The organism is Paraburkholderia aromaticivorans, assembly GCF_012689525.1.
GTDB classification, from domain to species: domain Bacteria; phylum Pseudomonadota; class Gammaproteobacteria; order Burkholderiales; family Burkholderiaceae; genus Paraburkholderia; species Paraburkholderia aromaticivorans_A.
In genome coordinates this window covers 3,417,976-3,431,618 of record NZ_CP051516.1, presented here as the reverse complement: position 1 = coordinate 3,431,618, position 13,643 = coordinate 3,417,976, and the positions used below count along the sequence as shown (strand labels likewise).

Below are 13,643 nucleotides of genomic sequence, written 5' to 3'. Positions count from 1 at the left end.
ACTCTGATCCCATGCAGGCCGTCTGAAATTCGTCGCACTCCATGACAGTAAAGCTCACGATAGATTGCATGGGAGGCGACCACGGCCCGTCCGTGACCGTTCCCGCGGCCGTCAACTTCGTTCGTTCGCATCCCGATGCTGAGCTGCTGCTCGTCGGCATCGAAAGTGCGATTCGTCCGCAGCTGAAGAAGTTGAAGGCTCAGGACCTGCCGGCGCTGACCGTCGTACCCGCTTCCGAGATCGTCGCCATGGACGATCCGGTCGAAGTCGCGCTGCGCAAGAAAAAAGATTCCTCCATGCGCGTGGCGCTAAACCGCGTCAAGGAAGGCGAGGCGCAAGCCTGCATTTCCGCCGGCAACACCGGCGCGCTGATGGCAGTCTCGCGCTATGTGCTGAAAACGCTGTCGGGCATCGAACGCCCGGCCATCGCGTCGGCGCTGCCCAATCCTAATGGCTACACGATGATGCTCGACCTGGGCGCCAACGTCGATTGCGAGCCGCAGCATCTGCTGCAGTTCGCGGAGATGGGGCACGCGCTCGTGTCCGCGCTCGAGGGTAAGGATCGGCCTACCATCGGCCTGCTCAACATCGGCGAAGAAGTCATCAAGGGCAACGACACCATCAAACGTGCCGGCGAACTGCTGCGCGCGAGTACACTTAACTTTCACGGTAACGTTGAAGGCAACGATATCTTCAAAGGCACGGTCGACGTCATCGTCTGCGACGGTTTTGTCGGCAATGTCGCGCTGAAGACGTCGGAAGGCCTCGCGCAGATGCTGTCCAACATCATCAAGGAAGAGTTCGGCCGTTCGTGGCTCACCAAGGTGATGGCGGTGCTCGCCTTGCCGGTATTGATGCGCTTCAAGAAACGCGTCGATCATCGGCAATACAATGGCGCCGCGTTGCTCGGCCTGCGCGGGCTGGTGATCAAAAGCCACGGTTCGGCGGATGCTTACGGGTTTGAGTGGGCTATCAAACGCGGGTATGATGCCGTCAAAAACGGCGTGCTGGAACGCCTTGCGCGAGCGATGGAAGAGAATGCGGGTTCTCTCGAACAGGCGGCGCGCGACGCGAGCGGTGCGGGTCACGCAAGCCCGATCGCCGGCCAGCCCGCCGAGCCCTACGCTGCGCAATCCTCGAAGGCATAATGGCTCAATCGACAATTTATTCCCGCGTGCTGGGCACCGGCAGCTATCTGCCGCCCAACCGCGTCACCAATCAGGATCTGGCCGAACGTCTCGCCAAGCAGGGTGTCGAGACGAGCGACGAATGGATCGTCGCCCGCACAGGCATTCACGCGCGCCACTTCGCGGATCCTGATGTCACGACCAGCGATCTCGCGCTCATCGCTTCGCAACGCGCGATCGAAGCAGCGGATATCGACCCGCAGTCCATCGATCTGATCATCGTCGCCACCTCCACGCCCGACTTCGTGTTTCCGAGCACGGCGTGCCTGTTGCAGAACAAGCTCGGCATCAAGAACCACGGCGCGGCATTCGACGTGCAGGCCGTCTGTTCCGGTTTTGCCTATGCGGTGGCCACGGCGGACAGCTTCATTCGCAGTGGTCAGCATCGCACGGCGCTCGTGATCGGTGCGGAAACCTTCTCGCGCATTCTCGACTTCAACGACCGCACCACCTGCGTGCTGTTCGGCGACGGCGCGGGCGCGGTAATCCTGCAGGCGTCCGAACAACCGGGCGTGCTGGCCAGCGCATTGCATGCCGACGGCAGCCATTCGAACATTCTCTGCACGCCGGGCAACGTGAACGGTGGTGTGGTGGCCGGTAGCGCGTTCCTGCATATGGACGGGCAGGCCGTGTTCAAGCTCGCCGTCAACGTGCTCGAAAAAGTCGCGGTCGAAGCGCTCGAGAAAGCCAATCTGTCGGCTGAGCAGATCGACTGGCTGATTCCGCATCAGGCGAATATCCGCATCATGCAAAGCACCTGCCGCAAGCTCGGCTTGCCGCAGGAACGCATGGTCGTCACGGTGGGCGAGCACGGCAACACGTCGGCTGCGTCCATTCCGCTCGCATTCGACGTCGCGGTGCGCGACGGCCGCATCAAGCGCGGCCAGAACGTGCTGATCGAAGGTGTCGGCGGCGGCTTCACGTGGGGTGCGTCGGTTATCCGCTACTGATAGCGGCGACGTTATGGCGAGCGCTCTTCACGGCGCTCGACTACGCTTGAGCGCGCTCGCCATCAACTGGGCGCGCCACCCACATCTGACTAAATCGATTTTGGGGACGATATGAAATTTGCGTTCGTTTTTCCTGGGCAAGGTTCGCAGTCGGTCGGCATGCTTAACGCATTCGCCGATCACGCGGTCGTGCGTGAGACGGTTCAGGAAGCCTCCGATGCGCTCAATCAGGATCTCGGCAAACTGATCGCCGAAGGCCCCGTCGAAGATCTGAACCTCACCACCAACACCCAGCCGGTCATGCTGACCGCCGCTTACGCGATGTATCGCGCGTGGCTGCAGGCCGGCGGCCCGAAGCCGGCGATCGTCGCGGGCCATAGCCTCGGTGAATACACCGCGCTGGTCGCGGCGGGCGCGCTCGCGTTTCGCGACGCTGTGCCGCTCGTGCGTTTTCGCGCGCAAGCCATGCAAACAGCGGTGCCGGTCGGTGAAGGCGGCATGGCCGCGATTCTCGGCCTCGACGACGACACAGTGCGCGCGGTGTGCGCCGAAGCGTCGGTCGCGGGCGTCGTCGAAGCGGTGAATTTCAATGCGCCGGCGCAGGTCGTGATCGCCGGCCATAAGGCCGCGGTCGAAAAGGCTTGCGAAGTCGCGAAGGCTAAGGGCGCGAAGCGCGCGTTGCCGTTGCCGGTCTCGGCGCCGTTCCACTCTTCGCTGCTCAAGCCCGCGTCGGACCAGTTGCGCGAGTATCTGGCCAGTGTCGACGTGCAGGTGCCGGCGATTCCGGTCATCAACAACGTCGACGTCGCCCTGGTCAACGAGCCGGCCGGGATCAAGGACGCACTGGTGCGCCAGGCGGCCGGCGCGGTGCGTTGGGTCGAAAGTGTGCAGGCCATGTCGGCTCAAGGCGTCACGCACGTGATCGAATGCGGTCCGGGCAAGGTCCTTGCGGGCCTGACCAAACGTATCGACGGCAACCTGGTCGGCGCTTCGATCTTCGACCCGGCTTCGCTCGAAGAAACGCTCAAACTCGTGAAGGCAGGCTGAACGCGACGTCGCGCGGCGCCTGGTAGCAGGCGCTCCGCGACGGCATCAGGACTTCGCATCAGAATCAATCAGCCCTCCGAAGGGCATCCGGACTGACAGATGGAAAAGACTCTCGACAAGCAGATCGCAATCGTCACTGGCGCTTCGCGTGGCATTGGCCGTGCGATCGCGATGGAACTGGCGCGCCAGGGCGCGACGGTGATCGGCACGGCGACCAGCGAAAGCGGCGCGGCCGCCATCAGCGAGGCGTTTAACGCAGCCGGCGTGAACGGTCGCGGCGCGGTGCTCAACGTCAACGACGCGGCCGCGGCGGAAGCGCTGATTGACGGCACGGTGAAGGAATTCGGCGCGCTGCACGTGCTGGTGAACAACGCCGGCATCACGCAGGATCAACTCGCCATGCGCATGAAGGACGACGATTGGGACGCGGTGATCGACACCAACCTCAAGTCGGTATTCCGTCTGTCGCGCGCGGTGCTGCGTCCCATGATGAAGGCGAAGGGCGGCCGCATCATCAACATCACGTCGGTGGTCGGCTCGGCCGGCAACCCTGGGCAGATCAATTACGCCGCCGCGAAAGCGGGTGTCGCAGGCATGACGCGCGCGCTTGCGCGCGAGATCGGCAGCCGCGGCATCACGGTGAATTGCGTCGCACCGGGCTTCATCGATACCGACATGACCAAGAATCTGCCGGAAGAGCGGCAAGCGGCGCTGAAGACACAGATTCCGCTGGGCCGCCTCGGCAGCCCGGAAGATATTGCGCACGCCGTGGCGTTTCTGGCATCGCCGCAAGCCGGCTATATCACCGGCACGACACTGCATGTGAACGGCGGAATGTACATGTCGTAACCAAATTCGGTTACTATCCGCGCCTTGATGCGTTTGTAATGCGTAAGGCGCATGCCTTGACAGCAACCCGATGCGCCGCTTTTTTGCCGGGTCAAACCTGATAAAATGCGCGCACCTGTATTTTTGAACTTCTTTTCCCTTGGAGGGGTAATGGACAATATCGAACAGCGCGTCAAGAAGATCGTCGCAGAACAACTGGGCGTTGCAGAAGCTGAGATCAAGAACGAAGCTTCGTTCGTGAACGACCTCGGCGCCGACTCGCTCGACACCGTTGAACTCGTGATGGCCCTCGAAGACGAATTCGGCATGGAAATTCCGGATGAAGAAGCCGAGAAGATCACCACCGTTCAGCAAGCGATCGACTACGCTCGCGCGAACGTCAAGGCCTAAGGTCATTCGCGCCCGCGTTTCTGCGTTGGCGGCGTATGACGCCCTGCCGTGTCGGTTGCCGACGCCAGCGGGGTTGGTGCTTTTTGCCGCGCGTTTTGCCAAGCAGGAGCCAGCGATGTCGACAGCGCAAGTTTTCGCGCGATTGCCGAGTTAAACAGCCACAGGGCACACAGGGCAGGTTCCTGTGGCCGCTGTGGCTTTTGCTTTTGTCATCTATGAAAAAGGGGTTACCGTGAGCCGCCGTCGTGTTGTTGTTACAGGCCTGGGGCTGATTTCGCCTGTTGGCAATAATGTTGCCGACGGCTGGGCCAATCTGGTCGCCGGCAAGTCGGGTATTGCCAATATCACGAAGTTCGATGCGTCGAACTTCTCGACTCGTTTCGCCGGCGAGGTGAAGGGCTTCAATATCGAGGACTACATCCCCGGTAAGGAAGCGCGCCACATGGATACGTTCATCCATTACGGCGTGGCTGCAGGCATCCAGGCGATGCAGGACAGCGGTCTCGAAGTCACCGACGAGAATTCGGAGCGTATCGGCGTGGTGGTCGGTTCGGGCATCGGTGGTTTGCCGATGATCGAAGTGACGCAAACCGAACTGCTCAATCGCGGCCCGCGCCGTATTTCGCCGTTCTTCGTGCCTGCGTCGATCATCAACATGATCTCGGGCCATCTGTCGATCAAGTTCGGCATCAAGGGTCCGAATCTGGCGATCGTCACCGCTTGTACCACGGGCCTGCACTGTATCGGCGAGGCTTCGCGCCTGATCGAATACGGTGACGCCGACGTGATGATCGCGGGCGGTGCGGAATCGACCGTGTCGCCGCTCGGTATCGGCGGCTTTGCGGCGGCGCGCGCGCTGTCGCAACGCAATGACGATCCGGCAACCGCGAGCCGTCCGTGGGACAAGGATCGCGACGGTTTCGTGCTGGGCGAGGGTGCCGGCGTGATGGTGCTCGAAGAGTACGAACACGCGAAGGCACGCGGCGCGAAGATTTACGCCGAAGTCAGCGGCTATGGGATGAGCGGCGACGCCTATCACATGACCGCGCCGCTGGAAGACGGCGACGGCGCTCGCCGCTGCATGCTGGCCGCGCTGAAGAACGCGGGCATCAACACGGATCAGGTGAATTACCTGAACGCGCACGGCACGTCCACGCCGCTCGGCGACCTGGCTGAAACCACCGGCATCAAGCGCGCTTTCGGCGACCATGCCAAAGACATGGTCGTGAACTCGACCAAGTCGATGACGGGTCACCTGCTGGGCGGCGCCGGCGGTCTGGAGTCGGTGTTCACCGTGCTGGCCGTGCATCATCAGGTGTCGCCGCCGACGATCAACATCTTCAATCAGGATCCGGCGTGCGACCTGGACTACTGCGCCAATACCGCGCGGGAGATGAAGATCGACGTCGCGCTGAAGAACTCGTTCGGGTTCGGCGGCACGAACGGCACGCTGGTCTTCAAGCGCGCCTGATCGCCTGATCGTTGGTGACGCGCCAGTCGACGGCGCCGGCTCTGCCGGCGCTTTCCCCTGAATCGGCCACGCCCGACGGAGCGCCGCAGCGGATTGCGCTGCGGCGCTCCGTCGCCGTCTGGGCTGCGTTGGGGGTTTTCGTTCTGACGGCGACGTCGGCTGTCTTTGCTTGCCTCGCGTCGCATCTGGGTGCGTGGCAGGCGATTCCGTTGACGCTCGCCGTGTGGGCATGGCTCGCGCTTTGCGCGCTTCGGTATGAGCGCGCGCAGCCCGTCGCGCTGAAAATCGGGCCGGACGGCTTGTCTGTCTGGGGTCGGACAGGCTCGCTGCTGGCGCAAGGCCGCATCGCCGGTTGTTCGCAGTGGAGCGGCCGCTTGCTGATTCTGGCGCTGATGCCGGAACAGGGCCGCTCACGCACTCTGCTGCTTGCCGCCGACGCGCTCCCGGCACCCATCTTCCGGGAGCTGGCCGTGCTGGGCCGGCGTGGCGCCGGCGCCTGACTGTAACGACTGTAACCGCTGTTACCGGCGTAACGTGCCCAGATGACGGGAACGCTACAATGGTGCCCCGCCATGCGCCCTATAGTTAACGGATTTATCAGGTGAGCGAAAAAGAAATTGATCAGGTGCTGGTCGAGCGCGTGCAGAAGGGCGACAAGGCCGCGTTCGAGCTTCTGGTCTCCAAATACCACCGCAAGATTCTCCGGCTCATCTCGCGCCTCGTGCGGGACCCCGCCGAAGTGGAAGACGTCGCTCAGGACGCTTTTATCAAGGCGTACCGGGCGTTGCCGCAGTTTCGCGGAGAATCGGCCTTTTATACGTGGTTGTACCGGATTGCCGTCAACACGGCAAAGAACTACCTTGCGACCCAAGGGCGGCGCGCGCCGACCTCGACCGAAGCAGATGCTGAAGAAGCTGAAACTTTCTCGGACGCGGACCAACTAAGGGATATCAACACGCCTGAGTCGATGTTGATGAGCAAGCAGATCGCTGAGACGGTCAATGCTGCGATGGCGGTTTTACCGGAAGAGTTGCGCACCGCCATTACTCTTCGTGAAATTGAAGGTTTGAGCTACGAGGAAATCGCTGAGATGATGGGTTGCCCAATTGGCACAGTCAGATCACGAATTTTCCGCGCTCGCGAAGCCATTGCGGCAAAATTGCGTCCGTTGCTTGACACACCTGAAGGCAAGCGCTGGTAAACCACCAGCCAGTTGGACGGGGCGCGGGTGCAATATCTGGATTAGTGGTGTCACTACGGGGTATTTGTAAGATGGGGAGCATCATGGGGTCGGTATCGATGCAATCGCAAGCCAGCTCGCGCGGCGAGCGTCTATCCGCTTTTGTCGACGGTGAGCTGTTCGGCGAAGAGCATCTGAATCTGGACACGTTTATTTCCGGGCTGAATGGCGAGGATCGCGCCGCCTGGTCGAGCTATCACCTGATCGGCGACGCGTTGCGTTCCGACGATCTGGCGGTCAGCCCGGCGGCGAGCAGCGCGTTCCTGAGCGGTTTTGCCGCGCGCCTCGACAACGAGCCGCACGTGCTGGCGCCCGCCGCCATGCCGGTCGCGCGTCGTTTGCTGGCGCTGCGCCGCCGTGTCGTGCCGGCTTTTGCCGTCGCGGCTGCGGCCGCCACACTGACGTGGATCGTCGTGCCGCAATTGCAAGGCGTACCGGGCGGCGCGGGCTCGGCGCAGATCGCGTCGGTTCAGTCGCATGGCGATGCGCTGCAACGCGTGGCTATGGCGCCGACAGCAACGGTCCAGCCGGTCGCGCAAGATGCCAATATCATTCGCGACGCCAGTCTCGACCAGTATCTGGAAGCTCACCAGCAATTCGCGCAACAACCGGTCATGCCGGGCTCGATGCCGCTGATTCGCGCTGCCGCAGTTTCTACGCAAGGCCAATAGTTTGATGCAGACTCCGCGGTTGAATAAAACGACTATCTGGGGGCGGCTGCCGGCATTTCTGTTCTGCGCAGCCGTATTGTTGTCCGCTACACCGCGGGTCTTTGCACAAACCGACGATCCGCTCGTTGCCCGTCGCACGGCCGCGGATCTGCTCGATCGCATCCATCAGGCCGCGCAACAGCAAAATTACGAGGGCGCGTTCGTCTATCAGCGCGGCAATTTCGTTCAGACGTCGCGGATCGCGCACTACGCGACCCGTACAGACGGCGAATTCGAGCAGCTCGAAAGCCTCGACGGCAAGCCGCGCAAAATGCTGCGTCATAACGAGGAGCTCTACACGTTCGTGCCGGAGCGGCATCTGTGCGTCGTCGAGAAACGTCAGAACAAAGATTCGTTCCCCGCGCTGCTGGCCGTGAGCGGCGAACAGGTGCTGTCGGTTTACGAGCCCAAGCTGCTCGTCGACGACCGCGTCGCGGGCGTCGACAGCCAGGTGATCGAACTCGATCCGAAAGACGCGTATCGCTTTGCGTACAAGCTGTGGGCCGACAAGAAAACCGGCCTCCTGCTGCGTGCCCAGACGCTCGACCCGAATGGCCAGGTGCTCGAGCAACTGTCGTTTTCCCAGATTCGTATCGGCGTGCCGGTCGACAAGACCGGCATCGTCAACGGTATTCGTAACACGGCGGGTTGGACTGTGGTGCGTCCGCCGGTCGAGCCGGTCGACATGGCCGCGCAAGGCTGGCAGATCACGCCGACGGTGCCGGGCTTCCGCAAGATTCGTGAACTGCGCCGTCCCATGGCCGCGCGCGATCCGGGTCAGCCGACCATTCCGGTGGACCAGGCGGTGTTCTCAGACGGCCTCGCGGCCATTTCGGTGTTCGTCGAGCCGGTCGAAAACAACACGCGCAAGGAAGGCGCGGGAAGCAGCGGCGCCACGCACGTGCTCGTCAAGCGTCGCGGCGACTTCTGGATTACTCTGCTTGGTGAAGTGCCCCAGACCACACTGCAGCAATTTGCGTCTGCCATAGAATACAAAGCTCCGAAGTAATCCTCCGAATCCTGAATCCCTCGGCTTGCTACGATATGACGACTTTCTCGGTGCGCAAATTCCTCGCGGCCGCGGTGGTAGCGGCTTGTTTGCCGCTCGTGCCGCATACGGCGTCGGCGGCTCCGGCCGCCAATCTGCCCGACTTCACTGATCTGGTCGACAAGGTCGGCCCGGCGGTCGTCAACATTCGCACGACTACACGCGTGTCGAACAGCGGTGCTCGCGGCGGTTTGCCGCCGGGCATGGACGACGGCGACATGTCGGAGTTTTTTCGGCGCTTCTTCGGCATTCCGTTGCCGCAGTCGCCGCAGTCGCCCGGTACGCCGCGCGGCGGCGACAACGGCGGCAGTGGCGGCAGCCAGGACTTGCCGGATAACAGCGATGCCGAGCAGAACAGCGGCGTCGGCTCGGGCTTCATTCTGTCGGCGGACGGTTACGTGATGACCAACGCGCACGTCATCGACGACGCGGACACCATTTACGTCACGCTCACCGACAAGCGCGAATTCAAGGCGAAGCTGATCGGCGTGGACGATCGGACCGACGTTGCCGTCGTGAAGATCAGCGCCGCCAATCTGCCGACCATCACGATCGGCGACTCGAACAAGGTGCGCGTGGGCGAGTGGGTCGTGGCAATCGGCTCGCCGTTCGGTCTCGAGAACACGGTGACGGCCGGCATCGTCAGCGCCAAGGGGCGCGATACGGGCGACTATCTGCCGTTCATCCAGACCGACGTGGCCGTCAATCCGGGCAATTCGGGCGGTCCGCTGATCAACATGCAGGGCGAGGTGATCGGCATCAACTCGCAGATCTACAGCCGCACGGGCGGTTTCATGGGCATCTCGTTCGCGATTCCGATCGACGAGGCCATGCGCGTGGCCGATCAGTTGAAGGCGTCGGGCAAGGTCGTGCGCGGCCGGATCGCGGTGGCGATCGGCGAAGTGACCAAAGACGTGGCCGACTCGCTCGGCCTGCCGAAGGCGCAGGGCGCGCTGGTCAGCAGCGTCGAACCGGGCGGCCCGGCGGATAAGGCCGGCGTGCAGCCGGGCGACATCATCCTGAAGTTCAACGGCCATTCGGTAGATACGGCAACGGACCTGCCGCGCATGGTCGGCGACACCAAGCCGGGCACCAAGTCGACGATCACGATCTGGCGCAAGGGCCAGACGCGCGATCTGCCGGTGACGATCGCCGAGATGCAGCCGGATAAATCGGCCAAGGCGGATCAGAAGAAGCCGCAGCCGCCGAAGCAGCGCGCCACGAACGCGCTGGGTGTGGCCGTCAGCGATATTCCGGCCGATCAGCTGAAAGCGCTGAAGTTGCACAACGGTGTGCAGATCGACGCCGCGGATGGTCCCGCAGCGCGCGTCGGCCTGCAAAAGGGCGACATCATCCTACGGGTGGGCGATACGGACATCACCAGTGCGAAGCAATTCGACGAGGTAAGCTCGCACCTCGATCCGCAGAAGATGGTCGCGTTGCTGGTTCGCCGCGGCGAGAACACGCAGTTCGTGCCGGTCCGCCCGCGCAGCGTCCAGAAATGACGAGGGCGGCGCCGCTCACGCTCTACGGGCGCGCGTGGTGCCACCTTTGCGACGACTTGCGTGCCGCGCTCGACCCCTTGCTGGCCGAATTCGGCGCGCAGGTCGAGGTGATCGACGTCGACACCGATCCCTTGCTGGAAGCCCGTTACAACGAACTGGTGCCGGTTCTGGTCTGCGACGGCGTCGAACTGTGTCACTATCACTTCGACGAAGCGCGGGTTCGTGCCGCGCTCGCCGCACGGGTTGCGGCCACGCCCTGAGCCTGGCTGAAGGCTTCGAACACAGCGCCAACGCCGCGCCGTCCACACTACGTTTCACGCTTCTCCCGAGCCGTCTTTTCCGCCCGAGCTTCGCAAGATGCGCCGGGCGAGGGCCTTTTCGGCTAAAATAGATAGGTTTTTCACCTACTTACAAGGCGTGCTCCGCTATTGTCCGAGCGCGCCTTTTTTGCTTGATCGGCACTAAATGGATCATATTCGTAACTTCTCGATCATTGCGCACATCGACCATGGCAAGTCGACGCTCGCCGATCGCATCATCCAGATCTGCGGCGGCCTGTCCGACCGCGAGATGGAATCTCAAGTGCTCGATTCGATGGATCTCGAACGCGAGCGCGGCATCACCATCAAGGCACAAACCGCCGCATTGACGTACAAGGCCCGTGACGGGCAAGTCTACAACCTGAACATGATCGACACGCCGGGCCACGTCGACTTCTCGTACGAAGTCAGCCGCTCGCTGTCCGCATGCGAGGGCGCGTTGCTGGTCGTCGACGCGAGCCAGGGCGTGGAAGCGCAAACCGTCGCCAACTGCTACACGGCGATCGAACTCGGCGTCGACGTGATTCCGGTGCTCAACAAGATCGATCTGCCGGCGGCGAACCCTGAAAACGCGATCGCCGAAATCGAAGACGTGATCGGCATCGACGCAACGGACGCCACGCGTTGCAGCGCGAAGACCGGCCTCGGCGTCGAAGACGTGCTCGAAGCGCTGATCGCCAAAGTGCCGCCGCCCAAGGGCGATCCGGAAGCGCCGTTGCAGGCGCTGATCATCGACTCGTGGTTCGACAACTACGTCGGCGTCGTGATGCTGGTGCGTATCGTCAACGGCACGCTGCGTCCCAAGGACAAGATCCGCATGATGGCGACCGGCGCGCAGTATCCGGTCGAGCATGTCGGCGTGTTCACGCCGAAGTCGAAAGACCTCGAATCGCTATCGGCCGGGCAAGTGGGCTTCATCATCGCCGGCATCAAGGAATTGGCCGCGGCGAAGGTGGGCGACACGGTCACGCTGGTGAACCGTCCGGCCGCCGAGCCGCTGCCGGGTTTCAAGGAAGTGAAGCCGCAGGTGTTCGCCGGTCTCTATCCGGTCGAAGCAAACCAGTACGACGCGCTGCGTGACTCGCTGGAAAAACTGAAACTGAACGACGCCTCGCTCATGTACGAGCCGGAAGTGTCGCAAGCGCTCGGCTTCGGTTTCCGTTGCGGCTTCCTGGGCCTGTTGCATATGGAGATCGTGCAGGAACGTCTCGAGCGCGAGTTCGACATGGACCTGATCACCACGGCGCCGACCGTGGTCTACGAAGTCCTGCAGCGCGACGGCACGATTCTAATGGTCGAAAATCCGGCCAAGATGCCGGAGCCGTCGAAGATCGAAGAAGTGCGTGAGCCGATCGTCACCGTGAATCTGTACATGCCGCAAGACTACGTCGGCTCGGTGATCACGCTGTGCACGCAAAAGCGTGGCTCGCAGATCAACATGCAGTATCACGGTCGTCAAGTGCAGTTGACCTACGAAATCCCGATGGGCGAAGTCGTGCTCGATTTCTTCGATCGTCTGAAGTCGATTTCGCGCGGCTATGCGTCGATGGATTACGAGTTCAAGGAATACCGCGCGGCAGACGTCGTGAAGGTCGACATGCTGATCAACGGCGACAAGGTCGACGCGCTGTCGGTCATCGTGCACCGTTCGCAAAGCCAGTATCGCGGCCGCGAAGTGGCGTCGAAAATGCGTGAACTGATTCCGCGTCAAATGTACGACGTCGCGATTCAGGCCACCATCGGCGCGAACATTATTGCGCGCGAGAACATTAAAGCGTTGCGTAAGAACGTGCTGGCAAAATGCTACGGCGGCGATATCTCGCGTAAGAAGAAGCTGCTGGAAAAGCAAAAGGCAGGCAAGAAGCGAATGAAGCAGGTGGGATCGGTCGAGATTCCGCAAGAGGCTTTCCTCGCGATCCTGCGTGTCGAAGACAAATAAGACGAACAACGGAACCCTATGAATTTTGCGCTGATTCTTTTTGTGCTCGTCATTTTGACGGGCGTCGCATGGGTCGCAGACAAACTGGTTTTCATGCCGCAACGGCGCCGCGCGGCGGAAGCCGCGGTCGCCGAGTTCGACCGCCAGCAGGCACGCATCGGCGAGCGTTTCGCCGACGAAAACGCGGCGCAAACGCGCGCGCGTCTGCGTGACGACAAGCTGCGCCAACCGTGGTGGCTCGAGTATTCGGCGAGTTTTTTTCCGGTGATTCTGGTGGTGTTCGTGGTGCGCTCGTTCGTGGTCGAGCCGTTCAAGATTCCTTCGGGTTCGATGGTGCCGACGCTGCTGGTGGGCGACTTCATCCTCGTCAATAAATTCGACTACGGCATCCGTCTGCCGATCACCAACACCAAGATCTCCGAAGGCCGTCCGCTCCAACGCGGCGACGTGGTGGTGTTCCGTTACCCGAAAGACGAATCGGTCGACTACATCAAGCGCGTGATCGGGCTGCCGGGCGACACCGTCGCGTATCAGGACAAGCAACTCACGATCAACGGCAAGCCGGTGCCGGAAACGCCTCTGCCCGATTACCTCGACGACGAGCGCATGGGTTACGCGAAGCAGTTCGAAGAAGATCTCGACGGCCGCAAGAACGCGATTCTGAACAATCCCGCCGTGCCGCCGTTCATCGTCGGCGCCGAAGATTATCCGTATCGCGACAACTGCACGTACAACGCACGCGGCGTGATCTGCAAGGTGCCGCCGGGCAATTACTTCATGATGGGCGACAACCGCGATAACAGCGCGGATAGCCGTTACTGGGGTTTTGCGCCGGACAAGAATGTCGTCGGCCGCGCGTTTTTCATCTGGATGAACTTCAGCAATCTGAAACGCGTCGGCTCATTCAATTGAGTTCGTGTGCGTTGATTGCACTACACGCCGCACGGTTGGCTCGCAGTTGGCCTTCACCAGGTCACGTGAGCCGCG

General features: G+C 62.0%; 14 protein-coding genes. All 14 read left to right on the top strand.

From position 1 onward, the window contains the following. The first annotated feature begins 41 nt into the window (after window positions 1–41). The 14 genes from plsX to lepB all read left to right on the top strand — a co-directional run bounded on the left by plsX (window position 42) and on the right by lepB (window position 13,568). Window positions 42–1,148 (top strand): phosphate acyltransferase PlsX, encoded by a 1,107-nt coding sequence (gene plsX / locus HF916_RS43580; RefSeq protein WP_168794815.1) that lies wholly within the window; start codon window positions 42–44, stop codon window positions 1,146–1,148. After that, complete coding sequence (locus tag HF916_RS43575; RefSeq protein WP_168794814.1) at window positions 1,148–2,137, top strand: beta-ketoacyl-ACP synthase III; 990 nt, start codon at window positions 1,148–1,150, stop codon at window positions 2,135–2,137. Before plsX ends, HF916_RS43575 begins: the two co-directional genes overlap by 1 nt. Before the next feature lie 111 nt (window positions 2,138–2,248). Next, window positions 2,249–3,184, top strand: a complete 936-nt coding sequence (gene fabD / locus HF916_RS43570; protein ID WP_168794813.1) for an ACP S-malonyltransferase — start codon at window positions 2,249–2,251, stop codon at window positions 3,182–3,184. Between the two features lie 99 nt (window positions 3,185–3,283). After that, window positions 3,284–4,033, top strand: a complete 750-nt coding sequence (fabG, locus tag HF916_RS43565) for a 3-oxoacyl-ACP reductase FabG (protein WP_168794812.1) — start codon at window positions 3,284–3,286, stop codon at window positions 4,031–4,033. Window positions 4,034–4,183: 150 nt separating this feature from the next. After that, on the top strand, window positions 4,184–4,423 hold the full coding sequence (gene acpP, locus HF916_RS43560) for an acyl carrier protein (RefSeq protein WP_004197638.1): 240 nt from the start codon (window positions 4,184–4,186) through the stop codon (window positions 4,421–4,423). Between the two features lie 232 nt (window positions 4,424–4,655). Then, complete coding sequence (gene fabF, locus HF916_RS43555) at window positions 4,656–5,894, top strand: beta-ketoacyl-ACP synthase II (protein WP_106283835.1); 1,239 nt, start codon at window positions 4,656–4,658, stop codon at window positions 5,892–5,894. A 14-nt stretch (window positions 5,895–5,908) separates the two neighbouring features. Next, on the top strand, window positions 5,909–6,394 hold the full coding sequence (locus HF916_RS43550) for a hypothetical protein (RefSeq protein ID WP_346777739.1): 486 nt from the start codon (window positions 5,909–5,911) through the stop codon (window positions 6,392–6,394). 101 nt (window positions 6,395–6,495) lie between these two features. After that, window positions 6,496–7,095, top strand: coding sequence for an RNA polymerase sigma factor RpoE (gene rpoE, locus HF916_RS43545; RefSeq protein WP_006051939.1), 600 nt, complete (start codon window positions 6,496–6,498; stop codon window positions 7,093–7,095). Window positions 7,096–7,178: 83 nt separating this feature from the next. Then, window positions 7,179–7,805: a sigma-E factor negative regulatory protein gene (locus HF916_RS43540; protein ID WP_168794811.1), complete on the top strand. Its 627-nt coding sequence runs from the start codon at window positions 7,179–7,181 to the stop codon at window positions 7,803–7,805. A gap of 4 nt (window positions 7,806–7,809) precedes the next feature. Beyond that, window positions 7,810–8,853 (top strand): MucB/RseB C-terminal domain-containing protein, encoded by a 1,044-nt coding sequence (locus HF916_RS43535; RefSeq protein ID WP_168794810.1) that lies wholly within the window; start codon window positions 7,810–7,812, stop codon window positions 8,851–8,853. 35 nt (window positions 8,854–8,888) lie between these two features. Next, window positions 8,889–10,397 (top strand): DegQ family serine endoprotease, encoded by a 1,509-nt coding sequence (locus tag HF916_RS43530; RefSeq protein ID WP_168794809.1) that lies wholly within the window; start codon window positions 8,889–8,891, stop codon window positions 10,395–10,397. Then, on the top strand, window positions 10,394–10,657 hold the full coding sequence (locus HF916_RS43525; RefSeq protein ID WP_168794808.1) for a glutaredoxin family protein: 264 nt from the start codon (window positions 10,394–10,396) through the stop codon (window positions 10,655–10,657). Before HF916_RS43530 ends, HF916_RS43525 begins: the two co-directional genes overlap by 4 nt. 205 nt (window positions 10,658–10,862) lie before the next feature. Next, a complete protein-coding gene (gene lepA, locus HF916_RS43520) occupies window positions 10,863–12,656 on the top strand; it encodes a translation elongation factor 4 (RefSeq protein WP_168794807.1) in 1,794 nt (597 codons plus the stop codon). 18 nt (window positions 12,657–12,674) lie between these two features. Beyond that, window positions 12,675–13,568, top strand: coding sequence for a signal peptidase I (gene lepB, locus HF916_RS43515; protein ID WP_168794806.1), 894 nt, complete (start codon window positions 12,675–12,677; stop codon window positions 13,566–13,568). The last annotated feature ends 75 nt before the right edge of the window (window positions 13,569–13,643 follow it).

Excerpts from the sequence above, each read along its gene's own strand:
- lepA (WP_168794807.1), top strand. The coding sequence starts at position 10,863 with ATGGATCATATTCGTAACTTCTCGATCATTGCGCACATCGACCATGGC.
- plsX (WP_168794815.1), top strand. The coding sequence starts at position 42 with ATGACAGTAAAGCTCACGATAGATTGCATGGGAGGCGACCACGGCCCG.
- HF916_RS43575 (WP_168794814.1), top strand. The coding sequence starts at position 1,148 with ATGGCTCAATCGACAATTTATTCCCGCGTGCTGGGCACCGGCAGCTAT.
- HF916_RS43530 (WP_168794809.1), top strand. The coding sequence starts at position 8,889 with ATGACGACTTTCTCGGTGCGCAAATTCCTCGCGGCCGCGGTGGTAGCG.
- fabD (WP_168794813.1), top strand. The coding sequence starts at position 2,249 with ATGAAATTTGCGTTCGTTTTTCCTGGGCAAGGTTCGCAGTCGGTCGGC.
- HF916_RS43540 (WP_168794811.1), top strand. The coding sequence starts at position 7,179 with ATGGGGTCGGTATCGATGCAATCGCAAGCCAGCTCGCGCGGCGAGCGT.
- fabG (WP_168794812.1), top strand. The coding sequence starts at position 3,284 with ATGGAAAAGACTCTCGACAAGCAGATCGCAATCGTCACTGGCGCTTCG.
- HF916_RS43525 (WP_168794808.1), top strand. The coding sequence starts at position 10,394 with ATGACGAGGGCGGCGCCGCTCACGCTCTACGGGCGCGCGTGGTGCCAC.
- acpP (WP_004197638.1), top strand. The coding sequence starts at position 4,184 with ATGGACAATATCGAACAGCGCGTCAAGAAGATCGTCGCAGAACAACTG.
- lepB (WP_168794806.1), top strand. The coding sequence starts at position 12,675 with ATGAATTTTGCGCTGATTCTTTTTGTGCTCGTCATTTTGACGGGCGTC.
- HF916_RS43535 (WP_168794810.1), top strand. The coding sequence starts at position 7,810 with ATGCAGACTCCGCGGTTGAATAAAACGACTATCTGGGGGCGGCTGCCG.